This window comes from Deltaproteobacteria bacterium (assembly GCA_016234845.1).
In the GTDB taxonomy this organism is placed as follows: Bacteria; Desulfobacterota; Deferrimicrobia; order Deferrimicrobiales; family Deferrimicrobiaceae; genus JACRNP01.
This window is the reverse complement of sequence record JACRNP010000133.1, coordinates 1-19,107: the sequence shown is the minus strand read 5'-3', so window position 1 is coordinate 19,107 and position 19,107 is coordinate 1. Positions and strand designations below refer to the sequence as shown.

Sequence of the window (19,107 nt, the reverse complement as noted above, 5' to 3'; positions counted from 1 at the left end):
AACATCTTCTCCTACGACGCGCTGAAGCGCGCCGTCCGGAACGGGGAGGTGAAGATCGAGGACGTCTGGGAGCAGTACCGCCTGGTGACCACCGCCATGATGAAGCCGGAGCCGATCCCACTGGACGTGAAGGTCGTCCTGATCGGGAACCCGGAGATCTACTACCTTCTCTACAACCTCGACGAGGAGTACCGGGAGCTGTTCAAGGTGAAGGCGGACTTCGACCACCGGATCGATCGGACCGAGGAGAGCGTGGAACATTACGCGTCGTTCGTCGCGACCAAGGCGAAGGAGGAGGGACTGCTGCCGTTCGACGCCGGCGGCGTGGCGCGCGTGGTGGATTTCGGCGCCCGGCTGGCCGAGGACCAGGGGAAGCTGTCCACGAAGTTCAGCGACATATCGAACCTCCTCCGGGAGGCCCACTACTGGGCAAGCCGGGACGGCGCCGCGGCGGTCGACGGCGTACACGTGGGGAAGGCGCTGGCGGCCAAGGACTCCCGGAACAGCCTGGTGGAGGACGCTGGCGGTCCTCGACCTCGGGGACCACAGCTTCGGGAAGCCGTCGAGGATCACCGCCACCGTGTACGCGGGCAAGGCGGGCGTCCTGAACATCGAGCGCGAGACGAAGATGTCGGGGAAGATCCACGAGAAGGGGGTCCTGATCCTTTCGAACTACCTCGGGCGCCGCTTCGCCGGGAAGTCGCCGATCAGCCTCTCCGCGTCGGTCACGTTCGAACAGCTCTACGGGATGATCGAGGGGGATTCCGCCACGTGCGCGGAGCTCTACGCCCTCCTGTCCGCCCTCTCCGGTGTCCCCGTCCGGCAGGGGATCGCGGTCACCGGCTCGATGGACCAGAACGGGTTCGTGCAGCCGATCGGCGGCGTGAACGAGAAGATCGAGGGGTTCTTCGACCTCTGCGCCCTCCAGGGCCTCGACGGCACGCACGGGGTCCTGATCCCGGCGAGGAACCGGCGGAACCTGATGCTGAAGGAAGCGGTGGTCGAGGCGGTGCACGCCGGGAAGTTCGCCGTCTACGAGATCGACCGGGTGGAGGAGGGCGTCGACGTCCTCATGGGGATTCCCGCGGGAGAGCCGGAGACCGACGGGAGCTACCCGGACGGCACCCTGTACCGCAGGGTGGAGGGCCGGCTCACGGAGCTGCGCGAGGCGGTGAAGGACAGGAAAAACGACGACGGAGGCGGGAAGGCGGGGGAGTGACGGGGCGTCAGCGTCTCCCCGCCAGCGTGACGCCCGACAGGATCAGCGCGATTCCCGCGAGATGGAACGGCCGGAACGACTCGCCCAGCAGTCCGACCGCCAGCATCGAGCCGAACGCGGGCATCAGGTGGAGGAACGCGCCCGCGCGGTTCGGGCCCACCTCCCCCACCGCCTGGTTCCAGAAGACGTAGGAGGCGACCGAAGGGAGGAGCGCGAGGTAGAGAAGGCTTCCGAAGGTCGCCGGATCCGCCGTCATCCGTCCCCCCCGGGCGATCTCCCACGCGTACAGCGGGGCAAGACACGCCACCCCGATCGCGACCAGCGCGCAGAGGAACGTCATCGGGTCGATCCCCTGCGGCCGCCGCTTCAGCAGGACGGTGTACACGGCCCAGCAGAGGACCGCCGCCAGCACCCAGACGTCCCCCCGGTTGAAGGAGAGGGAAAGCAGCGAGGAGGGGGAGCCGCGTCCGACGATCGTCAGCACGCCGAGCAGGGAAACGGCGATCCCGGCCGTTTGCCGCCGGGAGGCCGTCTGCGCCCCCCCGGCGAAGGAAATGGCCAGTATGAACGCCGGACAGGCGGAGTTGAGCAGGACCGCGTTGGTCGCCGTCGTCTCATGGAGGCCCACGTAGACGAGCGTGTTGAACGACCCCACCCCGAGGAGCCCCAGGGGAAGGAGCGTCTTCCACGCCGAACGGAGGACCGGCCACTCTTTCCGCAGGCGCGGAAAGGACAGGGCGAGAAGGATCGCGAGGGCGCCGGCCCACCGCCAGAACGCCATGCCGATGGGGGGTATCCTGTCGCTGACCGCCCTTCCGAGCACGAAATTCCCCGACCAGAAGAGGGTGGCGAGACCGAGCAGGATGTACGGATGGGCGGGGACGTGACGCCGCATGGAAACATTATCCCATGGACGGGATCTCCGATCGACCGGTCCGGACGCGGCATGCGGATTAATTCTTCCGCCGGACCGAAAAATATCGCTTCACAAACGTTTTTTTTTGTGTAGCATGGATGCAATTTGAAACATCATTTTATCCCTAAGGAGGGGAACCGAATGAAGAAGCTCTTTACCGTCCTGTGTGCGCTGTTCGTCGCGGTGGCGTTCGCCAGCGTGACCCTGGCGGCCGATCCCGCGCCGAAGGCTGCCCCCGCGGCCGATTCGAAGGCTGCCCCGGCCATGGAGAAAAAGGACGCGGACAAGAAGGATGCGGATAAGGACAAGAAGCCTGCCAAGAAGAAGGCGAAGAAGAAGAAGGCCGCCGCCCCCAAGGATGGAGAGAAGAAGGACGGCGAGAAGAAGGATGGGGACAAGAAGGGCGCCGCTCCGGCGACCCCCGCCGCTCCCGCGGCACCCCCGGCCGACAAGAAGAAGTAACCGGAAAGTCCATGGGATGAAAAAAGGGGCCGCTCCCCGATGGGGGGCGGCCCTTTTCCGTTCCGGTTCCGTTTCGGGGCGCCGCTACTTTCCGGGCGGATCCTTCCTGTGCAAGTACCGGTGGTGAAGCGATTTCAGGTACGCCTCGAGCCGGTCCTTGTAGGCGATCGCGAGGAACACCAGGACGACCGCCCCCCCGCATAACAGGAAAAACCGGTAGTACTGGTGGTCGCGGAGGTACGTTCCCCCCAGCGTCAGCATGATGGTTCCGAGCAGCCGCCCCGTGGAGGCGATGGTCAGGAATTCGAGCGTCGTCAGGTGGCCGAGGCCAAGGATGTAGCAGAGGTAATCCTTCGGGAAGCCGGGTATCAGGAAAAGCAGGAAGACGAGGAACGCTCCCTTGTGATGGAGCAGGTAGTCGAACCGCGCCATCGTGCTCGCGTCGACGAACCGGTCCGTGAACGGCCGGCCGAACATCCTGGACAGGGTGAAGGCAAGGAGGGAACCCGCGGTCAGCCCCACGGTCGACAGGATGACGCCGAGCAGGGGACCGAAAAGGTACCCGCCCAGGACCCCGGTGGCCTCCCCCGGTATCGGCGCGGCGACCACCTGGACCACCTGGAGCACGATGAATCCGGCGAAACCCCATGCGCCGAGCGATCGGACGAACGCCGCCATCTCCTCCCGGTTCATGAAAAAACGGAAGACTCCGAGTTTCCACAGGATCGCGGAGAACGCCGCGAATACGGCGAGGAACAGGAGCGGCTTTAGGATCGCCCGGAATTTTTCCTTCACCGGGGCCGCCTACCTCCGGGAAGCCCTGCCGGGAGGGACGATGTCGCGATGGCCGCTCTTGCGGCCGCCGGGACCGGCGGTCGGACGAGCCTCCGCCTCCGCGTGGCGGGAGGTCCGCGCCGGCGGTGCGGCGGCGGGCGCCGGACGCGCCGAGAGGAACGACGCGTCGACCGAGATCATGTACGGCCGGTTTCGGGGCTGCGGACGCCCCTTTTCGAGGGAGGTGGGCGTCCCCGGCCGGGCGGGGGAGGCGAACGGGTGCTCCGGGACGACCGTCAGGTGCTTCTGGATCAGCCGCTCGACCTCCGCGAGGAGGGGGCGCTCGTCGAAGGCGCAGAATGTGATGGCGATTCCCGAAAGTCCCGCCCTCCCGGTGCGACCGATGCGGTGCACGTACGCCTCCGGCTCGTTCGGGAAGTCGTAGTTGACCACGTGGGACAGCTCCACGATGTCCAAGCCCCGTGCGGCGATGTCGGTCGCCACCAGGACCCGGATGGCCCCCTTCTTGAACGAGGACAGCGCCCTCTCCCGCGCGCCCTGGGATTTGTCCCCGTGGATCGCCTCCGCGCGGATGTTCGCGCGGCTCAAGATCCTCTCGACGCGGTCGGCGCCGTGCCGAGTGCGGGTGAACACGAGCGCGTTCCGGATGGAATCATCCGCCAGCAGATGTTTCAGAAGTTCGGTCTTCTGCGGCTTTTCCACGTAGTACAACCGGTGTTCGACCATCTCGGCGGGAGCCGATACCGGCGCGACGGAAACCCGCACCGGGTCGCGGAGGATCGTGTCGGCGAGACGGACGATGTCGTACGGCATGGTGGCCGAAAACATGAGCGTCTGGCGCTGTCCCGGCAGCTTCTCGATCACCCGGCGGATATCGGGGATGAATCCCATGTCGAGCATGCGATCCGCCTCGTCCAGGACGAAGATCTCGACGACCGAGAGGTCGATCAGTTTCTGCCCCATCAGGTCCAGGAGGCGGCCCGGCGTCGCGACGAGGATGTCCACCCCCTTGCCGAGCGCCTGTTCCTGCGGGCGCTGGCTCACTCCGCCGTATACGACCGTGTGCCGCAACCCGGTGTGCGCCGCGTAGGCCCCGAAGCTCTCGCCGATCTGGACGGCGAGCTCGCGGGTCGGAGTGAGCACGAGGGAGCGGACGGGGCGGCGGCCGCGCCGGACGCCTCCCGCCGAGAGGCGCTGGAGGATCGGCAGGGCGAAGGCGGCCGTCTTCCCGGTGCCGGTCTGGGCCGATCCCATGAGGTCCTTCCCTTCGAGGACGCGGGGTATGGCCTTTTCCTGGATCGGGGTGGGAACCGTGTACTTCATCGCCTGAACGGCCCGGAGAATGTCCGGGGAAAGTCCGAATTGTGTGAACGGCATATGCCTGTTCTATCTCCTGTTTCCGATACTTCGGTTGGTGGTTGACGGACGACGGGCACGGGGCGAAACGAACGCACGCGGCGATCCGGGATTCGGCGGGGATTGGGGACCACGGGAATACAAATCGGTAAGAATCTACCACAGCGAAACACGGAACTCAAGCCCCGTGTCGCGCCTCCCCGCGGCGACCTGTTTCCCTATTGCTTCAGGGATATCCCCGAGGACATAATGCGCGGACCATGGGTAATGAAACGACCCGCCGGGCGAGGCGATTCCTGCTCCTCATCTCCGGTTTCATCTTCGTGGTGACCGGGATATCCCTTTACGCGAACCTCCACAACGTCGAACACCAGTACCGGCAGCTCGCCGCGGTCGTCGGCCGCTCCTTCTTCCAGGCGATCGCGGCCACCCGGGAATGGAACACCGACCACGGCGGGGTGTACCTTCCCTTGTCGAAGTCGTTTCGGCCGAATCCGCTGCTGCAGGACCCGCTGCGGGACATCACGACGCGGGAGGGAATACGTCTCACGAAGGTGAACCACGCGGAGATGGTCCGGTTGATCTCCGAGATGCTGCACGAGGACCGCGGCGTCCGCATCCGGATATCGAGCCTCTCCCCGCTGCAGCCCGCCAACGCCCCGGACGGATGGGAGAGGTCCTCCCTCGAATCGTTCGCGAAGGGCGAGCGCGAGTCGTTCGAAGTGGTGGGGGCGGGGGATCGGGCGACGTTCCGCTTCATGTCGCCGCTCAAGGTCCAGCCGTCGTGCACCTCCTGCCACCCGGAGCACCGGAACCGGCCCGAGGGCATCCGGGGAGGGGTGAGCGTCTCCTTCTCGTGGACGCCGTTCCAGCGGCTGATGGACAGGAACAACCGCAGGATCTGGGGGATCCACCTGCTGTTCCTCTCGGTTTCCACCCTGCTGATATACCTGTTGGGGCGCAGGCTGGTCGACAGCATCGAGGCGCTGCAGAAGTCGCTGCTCCACATCCGCCGGCTCGAGGGATTGGTCCCGATCTGCTCGAACTGCAAGAAGATCCGGAACGAACGCTCGGACCCGTTCGACCAGGCGTCGTGGACCTCCATCGAGAAATACTTCGGCGAACGGACCGACGCGGAGTTCACCCACGGCCTTTGCCCCGATTGCGCCAGGGAGATGTTCCCCCGGATCGCTCCCCGCAAGGAACCGTAGGAGGCGATCGCCTACCGCAGCAGCCCGGTCGCCTCGGAAACCTTCCGTTCTCCCTCGAGAAGCCAGACGAGACGGGCTCCCGGGCGGCTTCCCGATCCCGGAAGGTCGATGGCCGCAATGGCCCCCTTCCTCATGGCGTACGGCCTGGGCAGGGAGAGGAGCTGCGTCAGGACGGCGCCCAGGTCGGGCTCGTGTCCCACCATCGCCAATTCCGCGTCGTCCGGGGCGGAATCGAGCATGACGCGCAGCTTCCCGAGGTCGAATCCCGGCCCCAGCTGGGCGACGGCGACCACCTCGCCCTCGTACCCGATCCGCTCGGCCAGGATCTCCGCCGTCTGGACCGCCCGCACGTAGGGGCTTGTGAAGATGCGCGCGGGACGGATGGCCTCCTCGCCCGCCTTCCGCGCCGTCTCGCGGAAGGAGACGCGTCCGCGGGCGCTCAGGTGACGGTATGCGTCGGGCATCTCTCCCGCCCGTTCGACCGATTCCGCGTGCCGGACCAGGTAGATTCTCATGGCGTTTCCTCCATCCGGGCGCTACCGTCCCTCGGCTTCCAGGAAACGTTCCGCCTCGATCGCCGCCCGGCAACCGGCCCCGGCGGCGGTCACGGCCTGCCGGTAGGAGCTGTCGTGGACGTCGCCGGCGGCGAACACGCCGTCGACGCTGGTTTTCGCCCCTTCGCGAAGGACGATGTAGCCGTTGTCCAGCGCGAGCTGCCCCTCGAAGATCCTCGTGTTCGGGTCGTGCCCGATGGCGACGAAAACACCGTCCGTTTTCCGGATCGTCTCGGAGCCGTCCCGGGTGTTCCTCAGGCGGACCGCGGAGACTTCGTTTTTCTCCGGGTCGAGGATGTCCGCCACCACGGTGGAAAGGACGAACTCGATCTTCGGGTGCTTCCTCGCGCGGTCCAGGAGGATCTTGGAGGCGCGGAACAGGTCCCGCCGGTGGACCAGGACCACCTTCGAGGCGAACCGGGTGAGGAAGATCGCCTCCTCGACGGCGGTGTCGCCGCCCCCGACGACGACGACCTCCCGGTTCCGGAAGAACGCCCCGTCGCAGGTGGCGCAGGTGGAAACGCCCCGCCCCATCAGCTTCCGCTCGGACTCGAGCCCCAGCATCCGGGCCGAGGCGCCGGTCGCGACGATCAGGGTTCTCGCCACGTACGTGTTCTCCTCCGTCCGGACCGTGAACGGGCGCCTCGACAGGTCCACCGCGGTGACCGTCTCCGCGGAGTACACCGCTCCGAACCGCTCCGCCTGCTTCCGCATGAGGTCGACGAGCTCGGGCCCCTGGACCCCTCCGGGGAACCCGGGGTAGTTTTCCACGTCGGAGGTGAGGGTCAGCTGTCCGCCCGGCTCCCGGCCCTCGAGGACGAGGGGGGCGAGGTTCGCCCGGGCGGCGTAGATGGCGGCGGTGGAGCCGGCGCAGCCGGACCCGAGGATCAGGACGTCACGTACCATGGTGTGCCTCCCGGTTTCCGGCCGTGCGACGGCCTTCCAGGAAAAGTGTGCGCTCCCGCTCCGCCCGATGTCAAGAAATCCGCTCCGCGCTTCCTATCCGGGCCTCGATGTGTGAGAATATTCGTCCAAAGGGATACCACAATCCGCAGATATCGAAGGAGGAGGCGCCACCCATGCCGACCCGGAAATCGTCCGCCCAGCTGCTCGACCTTCTGAACCAGGCCATCGCCCGCGAGGTGCAGGTGTCCGTCCAGTACATGTGGCAGCACGTGCTCTGGAGGGGAGTGCAGGGATTCGCGGTGAAGGACGCGTTCAAGATGATCGCGATCCAGGAGATGAAGCACGCGGAGGCGATCGCCGAACGGCTGAACTACCTCGGCGGAATTCCCACCAACAAGCCGACGCCGATCTTCGTGGGGTCGACGCTGAAGGAGATGCTGACCACCGACGTGAAGGACGAGGAGGCGGCGATCGCCCTGTACACGAAGATCATCGGCGTCGCGAAAAAGGAGGGGGACGAGACCACCGCGTTCCTGTTCCGGGGGATCCTCCAGGATGAAGAGGACCACCACGACACGTTCACCACGCTTCTCGAGAAGGACTAAAACCCACCGTCGAATCGGGATGGCGGGCCGGCGTATCCGCAATCGGGGCCGGTCCGCTTTTTCCCGGTGACCCCGCACCCCCCGTCCCGAACCGTTTTCCACCGCTCCCGAATCAAAATGGAACAGGGATTCCACCCGGAGGAGATTGACCGATGAAGGTGTTCCTGCGCGGGATCGCCGTCCCCTGGATATGCGCCGTGATCGGCGCGCTGGCCTGGACATGGCCCGCCGGGACCGGGGCCGCCGACGGCCCGGGGAAATCCCGGAACCTTTCCCCGGCGGAGGCGCGGGAGCTGATCCGGACGCACGCGGGCGACCCCGGTTTCGTCCTGCTCGACGTGCGGACGCCCGGAGAGTTCGGGGAAGGGAGGATCGAGGGGGCGAAGCTTCTCGACTACCGCTCCCCCTCGTTTCAAGAGGAGGCGTCCCGGCTCGATCGGAACAGGAAGTACCTGGTGTATTGCAGGACGGGGAACCGGAGCGCCGGAGCGGTGAAGGTCCTGGAGGCGCTGGGGATCGGGGAGGTCCGCCACCTCGAGGGCGGAATCGTGAAGTGGAAGCAGGCGGGTCTGCCGACGGTGAAGTGAACAAGGGATATACACCCCTTGCGGGCCCGCGATAATATGGAGCGGAGAAGCGATCCTCCAATTCCCGGGAACCGTTCGAGGGGGGGCACGATGAGGCGCGTTTTCCTTGCGATCGCACTGGTCATTCTCGGAATCGGCGTGTCGGCGACGTCCTTTGCGAAGGAGATCCGGATCGGCCTGATCACGCCGCTCTCCGGGGACGTCAAGACGTACGGAGAGTCGGTCCGGAACTCGTTCCTGATCGCGGTGGAGGAGGCGAACGCAAGGGGCGGGCCCGCGGGGATGAAGATCGCCTACGTCATCCAGGACGACAAGAACGACGCCACGGAAGCCGCCAACGCGGCCAACCTCCTGGTGAACCGGCACCGGGTCCGGGCGATCGTCGGTTCGGTCACCTCCAAGGCCACCATCCCGGTTTCCGACATCATCCAGGCGGCGAAGATCCCCGCGATCACCGGAACGGCGACCAGCCCGAAGGTGACGGTGGCGGACGGCAAGCGGAAGGACTACATGTTCCGTTCGTGCTTCATCGATCCGTTCCAGGGGAACGTCATGGCCCGGTTCTCCCGGGAAACGCTGAAGAAGAAGAGCGCCGCGGTCCTCTACGACGCGTCCAACGACTACTCCAAGGGGATCGCCGAGGTGTTCCGCGACCGGTTCCGGGAGATGGGAGGGTCCGTGGCGGCCTTCGAGTCGTACGGAAAGGACGACGTCGATTTCTCGGCGCTGCTCACCAAGGTGAAGGCTTCGGGGGCGGACGTCCTTTTCCTCCCCGACTACTACAACAAGGTGGGGCTCATCGCGAAGCAGGCCCGGGAGAGGAAGCTCGCGGTCCAGCTCGTGGGTCCGGACGGATGGGACTCTCCGGACCTCGCGAAGATCGCGGGGGCCGCGATCGAGGGAGGGTACTTTTCGAACCACTATTCGCCCGACGACCGGAGGCCCGAGGTGGCGGCGTGGGTGAAGAAGTACAAGGCGCGGCACGGACAGGTTCCCGACGCCCTCGGCACGCTCGCGTACGACGCCACGAACCTTCTGATCGAGGCGATCCGCAAGGCCGGCAGCGACGATCCGGGGAAGATCCGGGACGCGCTCGCCTCGATCCGGAATTTCAACGGGGTGACCGGGAAAGCCACCCTCGACAGGAACGGAGACCCGGTCAAGAGCGCCGTCATCCTGAAGATGGAAGGCGGGAAGCAGAAGTTCGTCGCGATGGTCAACCCGTAGGGGCGGGGGGCGCCGGGCGGAAGGCGCAGTGGAATATTTCCTCCAGCAGGCCCTGAACGGCCTGCAGCTCGGGCTGGTCTACGCGCTGGTCGCCCTGGGGTACACGATGGTGTACGGCGTCGTGCGCCTCATCAACTTCGCTCACGGCGACGTCTTCATGGTCGGGTCGTTCATCGCGTATTTCGCGATCGACCGGTTCGGGCTGCCGCTTCCCGCCGTATTCGGGGCGGCGGTCCTGGGATGCGCGCTGCTCGCGGTGGCGATCGAGCGCATCGCGTACCGGCCGCTCCGCGACGCCCCGAAGATCGCCGCCCTGATCACCGCCATCGGGGTTTCCCTTTTCCTCGAATATTTCACCGCCCTGAACCAGGTCTTCGGGCCGAACTTCTACGCCTTCCCGCGTCCCTTCGAGGTCGCTTCGGCGGACGTGGCGGGGATCACCTTCACGAACCTCCAGGGGATCATCCTCGCGGTGACCGTCGCGTGCCTCGTGTCGCTCCAGTACATCGTGTACCGTACGCGGATCGGGCGCGCGATGCGCGCCGTATCCCACGACGTCGTCACCGCGGGGCTGATGGGCGTGAACGTCGACGCGGTCGTCTCCTTCACGTTCGCCCTGGGGGCGGGACTCGCGGGAGCGGGAGGGGTCCTCTACGGGATCGCCTACCCCCAGGTGAACACGTTCATGGGGGTCATGCCGGGACTCAAGGCGTTCACCGCGGCGGTCCTCGGCGGGATCGGCAGCATCCCGGGTGCGGTGCTGGGAGCGCTCATCATGGGCCAGTCGGAGACGCTCACCGCGGCGTACCTCTCCTCGACCTACCGCGACGGCATCGCCTTCCTGCTGCTGATCGGCGTCCTCCTGGTCCGGCCCACGGGGATCCTCGGGAAACCGCGAGCCGAGAAGGTGTGATCTCCACGGTGCGGACCCTCGAGAACCTCGCCAAGGCGATCTTCCCGTTCCTCGCGATGACCGGAGCGGCGCTGGCCGTGGAGCGGTACGAGGTGTTGAACCCGTACTGGATCCAGATCTTCCAGCTCGCCTGCGTGGTCGCGATTTCCGCGCTCGGGCTCAACATCATCTACGGGTTCACGGGGCTGTTCTCCCTCGGGCACGCCGCCTTCTACGGCGTCGGCGCGTACACCGCGGCTCTCCTGATGAAGCAGTACGGCGGTTCGTTCGGCGACGGATCGCACCTGGCCTCCCAGGCGGCGTTCCTCGGTTCCCTCGCGGCCGGCGGCTTCGCGGCGGCGCTCCTCGCGTGCCTGGTGGCGATGCCGGTCCTGCGCCTCACGTCGGACTACCTCGGGATCGCGACGCTGGGTTTCGGGGTGATCCTGAAGGTCCTGTTCGACAACGCGGACTCGTTCCTGCCGCCGCTGGGAGGAGCCCGCGGGATGACCGGGATCGCGAGGATGACCTCCGTTCCCTGGGTCGTATTCGCCCTGACCGGCGCCGTCCTCGTGGTGCGGAACGTCGTCCATTCCACGTACGGAAGGGTGCTGATCGCGATCCGGGAGGACGAGACCGCCGCCGCCGCGATGGGGGTCGACACGTTCCGCATGAAGGTGGCCGGGTTCACGCTGGGGTGCGCGTTCGCCGGCGTGGCCGGCGGGCTCTACGCGCACCTGTACACGTTCCTCCACCCGAGCAACTTCGATTTCTTCAAGTCGTTCGACGTGCTGATGATCGTGGTCCTCGGGGGCCTGGGCAACGTGACGGGCACGCTCGCCGCGTCGTTCGGGTGGATCTTCCTGCTGGAGGCGCTGCGCGTCCTGCTGCCTCCCGAGTACCTCGAATTCCGCTGGGTCCTGATCCCCGCGCTCCTGATCGTCACGATGCTCCTGCGGCCGAGAGGGCTCCTGGGAGTCCGCGAGCTGCCGTTCCTGCGGAGCAGGGTGTACCGGTGATCCTCGAGGTCGCGGGGCTCGCGAAGCGGTTCGGGGGGGTGCGGGCCCTGGACGGCGTCGGTTTCGGCGTCGACCGGGGGGAGCTCGTCGGCATCATCGGCCCCAACGGTTCGGGGAAGACGACCCTGTTCAACGTGATGACGGGGATCTATCTTCCGGACGACGGCTCGGTGACGCTGGAAGGGATCCGCGTCGCGGGGCTTCCGCCCCACCGGGTGACCCGGATGGGGATCGCGCGGACCTTCCAGAACATCCGCCTCTTCCGCGACCTGACGGTGACCGACAACGTCCGGATCGCGCACCACCCGCACGTCCGGTACGGGCCGGGGGCCGCGCTGTTCCGGACGGAGGCGTTCTACCGGGAGGAGCGGCGCACCCGGGAACAGGTCGAGGAGTTCCTCTCGATCTTCTCGCTGCAGGATCGGGGGAAGGTGCTCGCGAAGAACCTGTCGTACGGGGATCAGCGGAGGCTGGAGATCGCGCGGGCGCTGGCCACCTGCCCGAAGGTCCTCCTCCTGGACGAGCCCGCGGCGGGGATGAACCCGTCCGAGGTGGAGCGACTCATGGAGTTCATCCTTCTGGTCCGCCGTCGCTTCTCGCTCACCGTTCTCCTGATCGAGCACCAGATGCGCCTGGTGATGGGTATCTGCGAGCGGCTGATCGTCATGGATTTCGGGCAGGTGATCGCGCGCGGAGTCCCGTCCGCCATCCGGAACGATCCGAAGGTGATCGAGGCGTACCTGGGGGAAGAGTTCGTCGAGTGATTTCATTAAGGTAAAGGGCGAGATATTGCTCCTGAAAGCAGACGATCTATCGGTATTTTACGGTTCCGTGCAGGCCCTGAGGGGCGTGTCGTTCACGGTGGGGCGCGGGGAGATCGTCTCCCTCGTCGGGGCGAACGGGGCGGGGAAGAGCACGACGCTGCGCACCCTTTCCGGGGTCCTGCGGGCTTCGTCCGGAAGCGTGGTGTTCGACGGATCCCGGATCGACGGGCTCCCTCCCCACCGGATCGTCCGGAGGGGGATCGCCCACGTCCCGGAAGGGCGCGGAATCTTCGCGAACATGACCGTTCGCGAGAATCTCGACATGGGGGCGTACGCGCGCCCGTCCCGGAAAGAGGCGGGGGAAAGCCTGGAGCGCGTCTTCGCGCTGTTTCCCCGCCTGTCGGAACGGGCCGGACAGGTCGCCGGCACCCTTTCGGGGGGGGAGCAGCAGATGCTGGCGATCGGCAGGGCCATGATGCAGCGGCCCGCGCTCCTCCTGCTCGACGAGCCGTCGATGGGGCTGTCGCCGCTGCTCGTGCGGGAGATGGGGCTGTCGCCGCTGCTCGTGCGGGAGATCTTCCGCCTGATCGTCGAGATCAACCGGTCGGGGACGACCATCCTGCTCGTCGAACAGAACGCGGCCATGGCGCTTGCCGCGGCGGGACGGGCGTACGTCCTGGAGACGGGCGCGATCGCGCTGCAGGGCGCGGCGTCCGACCTGCGGAAGGACCCGAAGGTCCGGGCGGCGTACCTCGGGGAGGAGCCGCGGGGAGGTTTTCCGCGACAAGGTTGACGCGGTCCGCGGGCGCGGTTAGCGTATAGCATCCATCCGGCATCCCGTCGGATCCACCGTTGGAGGTCCCCATGGCGTACCCGTTGACCCTGCGGACGGTCCTTACCCGGAACCGCATGCTGTTCGGCAGGAAGGAGGTCGTCACCCGCGACTTCGCCGGGATCCACCGGTACACGTACGCGGAGTACCAGGTCCGGGTGGGGAAGCTCGCCAACGCCCTGAAACGCCTCGGGGTCAGGCGCGGAGAGCGCGTGGCCACCTTCGGCTGGAACAGCCACCGGCACCTGGAGGCGTACCTGGCGGCTCCGTGCATGGGCGCGGTCCTCCACACCCTGAACATCCGCCTGTTCGCCGACCAGTTCGCCTACATCGTCAACCACGCGGAGGACGCGGTGATGCTGGTCGACGAGGACCTCGTCCCCGCCGTCGCGGCCGTCGCGGACAAGTTCCCCACCGTGCGGGCGTACGTGATCATGGGCGCGGGCAGGGAGGTGCCGCCCACGAAGCTTCGCCCCGCCTACTCGTACGAGGCGCTCCTCGAGGCCGAGAGCGGGGATTTCGACTGGCCGGTCGACATCGAGGAGAATTCGATGGCGGCGCTCTGCTACACCACCGCCACCACCGGGAATCCCAAGGGGGTACCGTACTCCCACCGGGGAATCTATCTCCACGCGCTGGCGATCTGCGGCGCCGACGTCCTGGGAATCCGGGAGGCGGACGCCGTGATGCCGGTGGTTCCCATGTTCCACGTGAACGCCTGGGGGATCCCGTTCGCCGCCGTGTGGATGGGGACCAAGCAGGTCTTCCCCGGCTCCCGCCCCGATCCGGCCGCGCTCGTCTCCCTGATCGAGAACGAGAAGGTCACGATCACGGCGGGCGTGCCGACGATCTGGATGGCGGTCGCCCAGCTGCTGGAGCGGGAGAAGCACGACGTCTCGAGCCTTTCGGCGGTCATCTGCGGCGGATCCGCGGCGCCGCGGGCGCTGATCGAGAAGGTCGAGAAGGGGTTCGGCGTCCCGTTCATCCACGCCTACGGCATGACCGAGACGTATCCCGTGGTGCTCGTGTCGCGTCCGAAGTCGTACATGGCCGGGCTGCCCGAGGACGAGCGGTACGCGTACAAGGCGAAGCAGGGGACGCTCGTGGCCGGGATCGAGATGCGGGTGGTGGCGGAGGACGGCTCCGAGGTCCCGCGCGACGGGAAGTCGATGGGCGAGCTTCGGCTGCGCGGGCCGTGGATCACGGAGGAGTATTACCGGGAGCCGGAGCGGACGAAGGAGATGGTCCGGGACGGCTGGCTCTGCACCGGGGACGTCGTGACGGTGGACCCGGAGGGGTACGTGCAGATCCAGGACCGCACGCGCGACCTGATCAAGAGCGGCGGGGAGTGGATCTCCTCCATCGATCTCGAGAACACGATCATGTCCCACCCCGCCGTCGCCGAGGCGGCGGTGATCGGCGTGCCGTCGGAGAAGTGGACCGAGCGCCCGATGGCCTGCGTCGTCCTCAAGCCCGACCAGGCCGGGAAGGTGGATGGAGAGGAGATCCGGGAGTTCCTGGCGACGCGCGTCGCGAAGTGGTGGGTTCCCGACGAGGTGGTCTTCGTCGAGTCCATCCCGAAGACCTCCGTCGGGAAATTCGCCAAGCGGTTCCTGAGGGAACGGTTCCAGGAGAAGCGGTTCCCGTAAGTCCGAGGCCCCCCCGGAACCGTCTACGGCCGCGCGGTTCCCGCCGGGACCGGTTCGATCCGGGGGGGAGAGGTCCCGGAGAGGATCCCCGCCACTTCCCGTTCCAGCTCCCGCTCCCTTCCCGGTGGCGCGTCGGCAAGGAGGGAAACCCGGACCGTCTTCGCCGAGGGGAGGAAGTGCTGTTCCGCGAGGAGCGTACGGACGCCCTGCCGCAGCGCCGCGAGGAGAAGCCGCCCCTCGCCGGTCTCTCCCGACGGTCCGATGACCACGAGGTGTCCCCCGTCGCGAATCGCCTTGGCCGATTCGCCGAGCAGGGCGATCGCCTTCGCCACGTGGGATGCGACCCGCCGCTTCTCGCCGGTATCGAAGTCCATGACGTTCTTCCCGCCGACGACGCAGCCGGGGATCAGGACACCGAATGCGGGCGGAGGCTCTCCCACGAGCGTGTTGTCCAGCCACGGTTCGACGACCCGGGGGTCGGACAGGTCGAGCGCGCGCTGCCGGGTGTCCTCCGACTGGGACGCGGCGCGTCCCCCGGCCTGCGCGGGCCGGGATATCCGCGCATGCCCCGGGGGGGCCCCCGCGTCCGAAAGGGAGACGAGTCGAGCCCCTTTGCGGGACAGCGCGCCGTGGAGCCGGCGGTGAAGGTCGGGTGAGGTTCCGGAGGATATCACCACTCCCGCCGCGGCCGGTGCGATGGCGCGGTGCGAACCCTGCGGTGGAGGGAACGAGACGAACGGCGGGAGCGTGGTGAGCGGGAGGAACGGGTTCTCGAGGTACCTCCCGTCCTTCGCGGCGAACAGCGCCGCCTCCGCGACCTCCCCGTTGCCGGGGGGATTGGCCGGGACGGTGGAGCGGAACCATTCCCGGATCCGCTCGTACCATGACGCGACCTGCTCCCGGTGCGGCCTGGGGATCCGGGCGGCGCGCAGGACGCCGTGGAACTCCTCCCGCGCGGCGTCCCGATCCCGGGCGGGGAGGGACCCGTCGAACGAACGGAGGAACCGCTCGGCGGCCGCCTTCCGGACGGCCGCCGGAAGGGCGGGGAAGTCGTCGAACCCGGCGGAGAACTTCGTCGCGTAGTTCCGCATCACCCACTCCATCCGCGGGCCCGCGATGAGCGTAGGGGCGACGTCCGCGACGGAGATCCCCTCCGCGAGAAGATCGGCGCGGGACGCGGTCGTCAGCGCCTTGAGGAGGATCTTCGATACCGTGTAGATCGTGCGGAAGAGATACGGATGGTCCGCGTAGTGGGTCGACACGTTCACGATCGAGCCGCCCCCTTCCTGTTGCCGCATGATCTCCCGCGCGATGGTCATCGCTTCCCAGGCCCCGAGGAAATTCGCGGCGAGAACGGCGGAGAAGTTGTCCCTGTGGTCCCGCATCACGTCGCCGATCCGCGCGAAGTTTCCCCCCGCCCCGGCGTTGTTCACCAGGACGTCGACCCGTCCGAACCGGTTCCTCGTTTCCCGGAGCAGCGCACCGACGCTCTCGGGACGCGACACGTCCGTGTCGATCCAGAGGGCGCGTCCGCCGGAGCGGCGCATCCGGGCGAGCGACGCGTCGGCGGAGGAGAGCTCCTCCTTCGCCTTGGCCGCCTGTTCCGGGTCTCCGGAAACCGGCCGGGGGTAGCGGCTCCCGATGACGACGGTCGCCTTCTCCGAGGCGAGGCGCAGGGAGATCTCCCGCCCGAGGTTCCGCATTCCGCCGGTCACCACGGCCACCTTTCCGGCCGATTTCCCCGGCTCCGGCACCGGATCCGCGGGGAGCTTCGGCACGGCGTTCTGCTCGTCCGGCAGAAGGACCGCGCCGGACACGCGCTTCCCCTCCTCCAGGAGCCAGAGGACGGAAGCGGCGGTCGCCTGGGGGGAGGGCTGACGGTTCCTGCCGTCGGTGCGGCCCGGCAGGATGAGACCGAAATTGATGTCCGCCACCGGGGCGGGCGATGTGCCCTCCTTCTGCGCCTTCCGCATCAGCGCGCGCTCCATCGCCTCGGTCGCGACCGCGGGCCGGAGCATCGACTGGAACACATGGACGAGGTTCCGTTCCCGGATCGACGGCACCCCGGACAGGTCGGGACCCACGAGGAGGATCGTCCCGTCCGTCCCGTCCCGGTCCATCCTCCGCTCGGCCTGCCAGCAGAGGAACCGGGGCAACGCTCCGAACCGCTCGACGCGGGCCGTCCATTCGTCGTGGGAAAGCGAAGTCAGCGGGCGCTTCCAGTCGACGCTCCCGCTGAAGTACAGGAGCAGGTCGACGCGGGGAAGGCCGTCGAAGAGCTCCTGGACGTGCGCCGGGTGCGACAGGTTCACGGTGGAGACCGTGGCGGTCCCTTCGCCCCCGTGGGAATTGATCCGGAGGGCGATGGGCTCGAGGATCTCCCCGCGGCCCCCCGTGAGCACCACGGCGGCGCCCGAGCGCGCCAGCGCGAGGGAGGTCGCCTCGACGAGCGGCATGTCCCCGGCCAGAGGGTCCGGCACGACCACCAGCGCGACCTTTCCGACCAAGTCCGGATACCGGGCAAGGACGGCGGGGGAAGGGAATACGGAGGGGGGCTGCTCGTAGGTGACCCCTCCCATCGGGAGGCGGGAGCCGCCGATCGTCCTCCGGAACGGGCCCTCCGCCACCTCCAGCGCGAGCGCCGCGAAATCCTTCGGGTCGACGAAGGCGTGCCCGACCGTCCGGTCGAGGGTGTCCCGCTCCAGCGCCTCCGGAGGCACATTGCGGCCGATCCGCGCGCGGGCCTTCGACCCCTTGTCGAAGACGCCGGTGCCCATCCGGATCCGCTCGGTCGAAACGGCGGAAGGATTGAGGGAAAGGACGGTGATCGCCTTGCCGGACAGCGCCCACGCGAGGTAATCCCCAAGCGCCAGCTTGGCGGACTGCGCGGAAGTGTACGGGAGCCTCCCCGGGTAGGCGTGGAGGACGTGCCGGTGGATGCTCTCGCTGTAGAACGTTCCGACCATCACGATCGTCCCTCCGCCGGGCTGCGTCTCCATGATGCGCGACGCCTCGAGGGACGCCATCCAGGAGCCGGTCAGGTGGACGTTGACCGCCTCGCGGTACTCGTCGAAATCCCCTTCCTCGTACACCGATCCGAACACGACCGGCCCGGAGACGCCCGCGTTGTTGTAGAGGATGTCGATCCTTCCGAACTCCCGCTCGATCTGCTCGAACATCTCGCCCACGTACTTCGGGTCGGAGACGTCTCCCTGGACGACGAGCGTCTGGTTCGTAAGTCCCAGGTGACGGATGAGGTCGTCCATGTCCGCCTTCGTCGAGAGGAGGGGAGCGGGTCTCCTGCCGGTGATGACCACGTTCCCGGCCCGCCGCGCCGCCTCGAGGGCCAGGGACCTCCCCATGCCCGTTCCACCTCCGGTGATCACCACGACCTTCCCGGCGAGGGAGGTGTCCGGGTACTGGACGTGCCGGTAGGAGTGGGTCCGCGCCGTCGTGTCGCGGATCATGTGGCCGGCACGGGCCGGATTCCCCTCCTTTTCGAGGAGAAGGAAGAGGCGGACCAGCGGGTCGGCCGGCGGATGGCGCGCGTAGAATGCCGCGATGCTGTCGCGCGTGTCCTGCGGGAGGGACTGGTAGAACCGGTACGCCTCGATGGTCCCCTTCACGGCGGCGGCGTGCTGCCGCTCGACCGGAAGCTTCTCGTCGGGGAAGGAGGCGTCCCGCAGGAACCTGCACGCCATCACGGCGGGGACGCCGTCCCCGAAGTTCCCGGAACCGTGCCCCGCCAGGAGCCGCTCGACGAACCCCTTCTCGAAGACCCAGTGCAGGCCGTCGCTCCCGTCGATGAATTTCCCGGACGGCCGCTCCAGCTCGCGGACGACGTGAACGGCCCGCGGCAGCGGACCGCCGGCGACCCCGGAGCCCCCCGCGTCCCGGACGACGCGGGCCAGCGTGAGCGCGCGGTTCAGCAACCCCTGGAAATCGAGCGCCCTCCGCCCCGCGGAGTCGTCCACGGCCGCCTCTCCGGCGGAAACGGTCAACCCCTCGAACGCCGGGTCGGAGGCGTGGGCGTACGACCGGGTCGCGGATGCGACCAGGCGATCCGCCGCGGCGCGGAGGGATGGCGGCGTTTCCGGGTCCAGGACGACCCGG

Annotated in this window: 17 protein-coding genes and 1 pseudogene; 12 read left to right on the top strand and 6 right to left on the bottom strand. The window is 67.6% G+C overall.

Going from position 1 to position 19,107, the window contains the following annotated elements:
• Positions 1-501: pseudogene (locus HZB86_09525) on the top strand (AAA family ATPase).
• A 79-nt stretch (positions 502-580) separates the two neighbouring features.
• Positions 581-1,219: a hypothetical protein gene (locus HZB86_09520; protein MBI5905769.1), complete on the top strand. Its 639-nt coding sequence runs from the start codon at positions 581-583 to the stop codon at positions 1,217-1,219.
• Between the two features lie 7 nt (positions 1,220-1,226).
• On the opposite strand, the gene HZB86_09515 is transcribed toward HZB86_09520, so the two are convergent.
• The gene (locus HZB86_09515; protein ID MBI5905768.1) at positions 1,227-2,114 is read right to left on the bottom strand and encodes a DMT family transporter; all 888 of its coding nucleotides are present in this window, start codon (positions 2,112-2,114) and stop codon (positions 1,227-1,229) included.
• A 162-nt stretch (positions 2,115-2,276) separates the two neighbouring features.
• On the opposite strand from HZB86_09515, the gene HZB86_09510 reads away from it, so the two are divergent.
• Positions 2,277-2,597 (top strand): hypothetical protein, encoded by a 321-nt coding sequence (locus HZB86_09510; protein ID MBI5905767.1) that lies wholly within the window; start codon positions 2,277-2,279, stop codon positions 2,595-2,597.
• Positions 2,598-2,681: 84 nt separating this feature from the next.
• Here HZB86_09510 and HZB86_09505 read toward each other — a convergent pair whose 3' ends face one another.
• Positions 2,682-3,290 carry a TVP38/TMEM64 family protein gene (locus tag HZB86_09505; GenBank protein ID MBI5905766.1) on the bottom strand — a complete coding sequence of 203 codons (609 nt, stop codon included), beginning with the start codon at positions 3,288-3,290 and terminating at the stop codon, positions 2,682-2,684.
• Positions 3,291-3,401: 111 nt separating this feature from the next.
• Entirely contained in the window at positions 3,402-4,769 is a 1,368-nt protein-coding gene (locus tag HZB86_09500; GenBank protein ID MBI5905765.1) for a DEAD/DEAH box helicase, read from the bottom strand.
• A 239-nt stretch (positions 4,770-5,008) separates the two neighbouring features.
• Here HZB86_09500 and HZB86_09495 point away from each other — a divergent pair, with 239 nt between their 5' ends.
• On the top strand, positions 5,009-5,959 hold the full coding sequence (locus HZB86_09495) for a DUF3365 domain-containing protein (protein MBI5905764.1): 951 nt from the start codon (positions 5,009-5,011) through the stop codon (positions 5,957-5,959).
• An 11-nt stretch (positions 5,960-5,970) separates the two neighbouring features.
• Here the strand turns inward: HZB86_09495 and HZB86_09490 are convergent, their stop codons facing one another.
• Together HZB86_09490 and trxB are read right to left on the bottom strand one after the other, a co-directional pair.
• Positions 5,971-6,474, bottom strand: a complete 504-nt coding sequence (locus HZB86_09490) for a histidine phosphatase family protein (protein MBI5905763.1) — start codon at positions 6,472-6,474, stop codon at positions 5,971-5,973.
• A 21-nt stretch (positions 6,475-6,495) separates the two neighbouring features.
• Entirely contained in the window at positions 6,496-7,419 is a 924-nt protein-coding gene (trxB, locus tag HZB86_09485) for a thioredoxin-disulfide reductase (protein MBI5905762.1), read from the bottom strand.
• A 173-nt stretch (positions 7,420-7,592) separates the two neighbouring features.
• Between trxB and HZB86_09480 the strand changes: the two genes are divergently transcribed.
• The 8 genes from HZB86_09480 (at position 7,593) to HZB86_09445 (ending at position 14,994) form a co-directional block, all read left to right on the top strand.
• Positions 7,593-8,024, top strand: a complete 432-nt coding sequence (locus HZB86_09480) for a ferritin (GenBank protein ID MBI5905761.1) — start codon at positions 7,593-7,595, stop codon at positions 8,022-8,024.
• A gap of 152 nt (positions 8,025-8,176) precedes the next feature.
• A complete protein-coding gene (locus HZB86_09475) occupies positions 8,177-8,611 on the top strand; it encodes a rhodanese-like domain-containing protein (GenBank protein ID MBI5905760.1) in 435 nt (144 codons plus the stop codon).
• 90 nt (positions 8,612-8,701) lie between these two features.
• Positions 8,702-9,838 carry an ABC transporter substrate-binding protein gene (locus tag HZB86_09470; GenBank protein ID MBI5905759.1) on the top strand — a complete coding sequence of 379 codons (1,137 nt, stop codon included), beginning with the start codon at positions 8,702-8,704 and terminating at the stop codon, positions 9,836-9,838.
• Between the two features lie 28 nt (positions 9,839-9,866).
• On the top strand, positions 9,867-10,751 hold the full coding sequence (locus HZB86_09465; protein MBI5905758.1) for a branched-chain amino acid ABC transporter permease: 885 nt from the start codon (positions 9,867-9,869) through the stop codon (positions 10,749-10,751).
• Positions 10,748-11,749: a branched-chain amino acid ABC transporter permease gene (locus HZB86_09460; protein ID MBI5905757.1), complete on the top strand. Its 1,002-nt coding sequence runs from the start codon at positions 10,748-10,750 to the stop codon at positions 11,747-11,749. Before HZB86_09465 ends, HZB86_09460 begins: the two co-directional genes overlap by 4 nt.
• Positions 11,749-12,513 (top strand): ABC transporter ATP-binding protein, encoded by a 765-nt coding sequence (locus tag HZB86_09455; protein MBI5905756.1) that lies wholly within the window; start codon positions 11,749-11,751, stop codon positions 12,511-12,513. The genes HZB86_09460 and HZB86_09455 overlap by 1 nt, the downstream gene beginning before the upstream one ends.
• A gap of 25 nt (positions 12,514-12,538) precedes the next feature.
• Positions 12,539-13,306 carry an ABC transporter ATP-binding protein gene (locus tag HZB86_09450; protein MBI5905755.1) on the top strand — a complete coding sequence of 256 codons (768 nt, stop codon included), beginning with the start codon at positions 12,539-12,541 and terminating at the stop codon, positions 13,304-13,306.
• 71 nt (positions 13,307-13,377) lie between these two features.
• A complete protein-coding gene (locus HZB86_09445) occupies positions 13,378-14,994 on the top strand; it encodes a long-chain fatty acid--CoA ligase (protein MBI5905754.1) in 1,617 nt (538 codons plus the stop codon).
• 23 nt (positions 14,995-15,017) lie between these two features.
• Here the strand turns inward: HZB86_09445 and HZB86_09440 are convergent.
• On the bottom strand, positions 15,018-19,107 hold a 4,090-nt coding region (locus tag HZB86_09440), incomplete at its 5' end, for an SDR family NAD(P)-dependent oxidoreductase (protein ID MBI5905753.1).

Bases quoted from the DNA above. Each gene is read 5' to 3' on its own strand.
- HZB86_09515 (MBI5905768.1), bottom strand. From the start codon at position 2,114: ATGCGGCGTCACGTCCCCGCCCATCCGTACATCCTGCTCGGTCTCGCC.
- HZB86_09510 (MBI5905767.1), top strand. From the start codon at position 2,277: ATGAAGAAGCTCTTTACCGTCCTGTGTGCGCTGTTCGTCGCGGTGGCG.
- HZB86_09505 (MBI5905766.1), bottom strand. From the start codon at position 3,290: ATGAACCGGGAGGAGATGGCGGCGTTCGTCCGATCGCTCGGCGCATGG.
- HZB86_09500 (MBI5905765.1), bottom strand. From the start codon at position 4,769: ATGCCGTTCACACAATTCGGACTTTCCCCGGACATTCTCCGGGCCGTT.
- HZB86_09495 (MBI5905764.1), top strand. From the start codon at position 5,009: ATGGGTAATGAAACGACCCGCCGGGCGAGGCGATTCCTGCTCCTCATC.
- HZB86_09490 (MBI5905763.1), bottom strand. From the start codon at position 6,474: ATGAGAATCTACCTGGTCCGGCACGCGGAATCGGTCGAACGGGCGGGA.
- trxB (MBI5905762.1), bottom strand. From the start codon at position 7,419: ATGGTACGTGACGTCCTGATCCTCGGGTCCGGCTGCGCCGGCTCCACC.
- HZB86_09480 (MBI5905761.1), top strand. From the start codon at position 7,593: ATGCCGACCCGGAAATCGTCCGCCCAGCTGCTCGACCTTCTGAACCAG.
- HZB86_09475 (MBI5905760.1), top strand. From the start codon at position 8,177: ATGAAGGTGTTCCTGCGCGGGATCGCCGTCCCCTGGATATGCGCCGTG.
- HZB86_09470 (MBI5905759.1), top strand. From the start codon at position 8,702: ATGAGGCGCGTTTTCCTTGCGATCGCACTGGTCATTCTCGGAATCGGC.
- HZB86_09445 (MBI5905754.1), top strand. From the start codon at position 13,378: ATGGCGTACCCGTTGACCCTGCGGACGGTCCTTACCCGGAACCGCATG.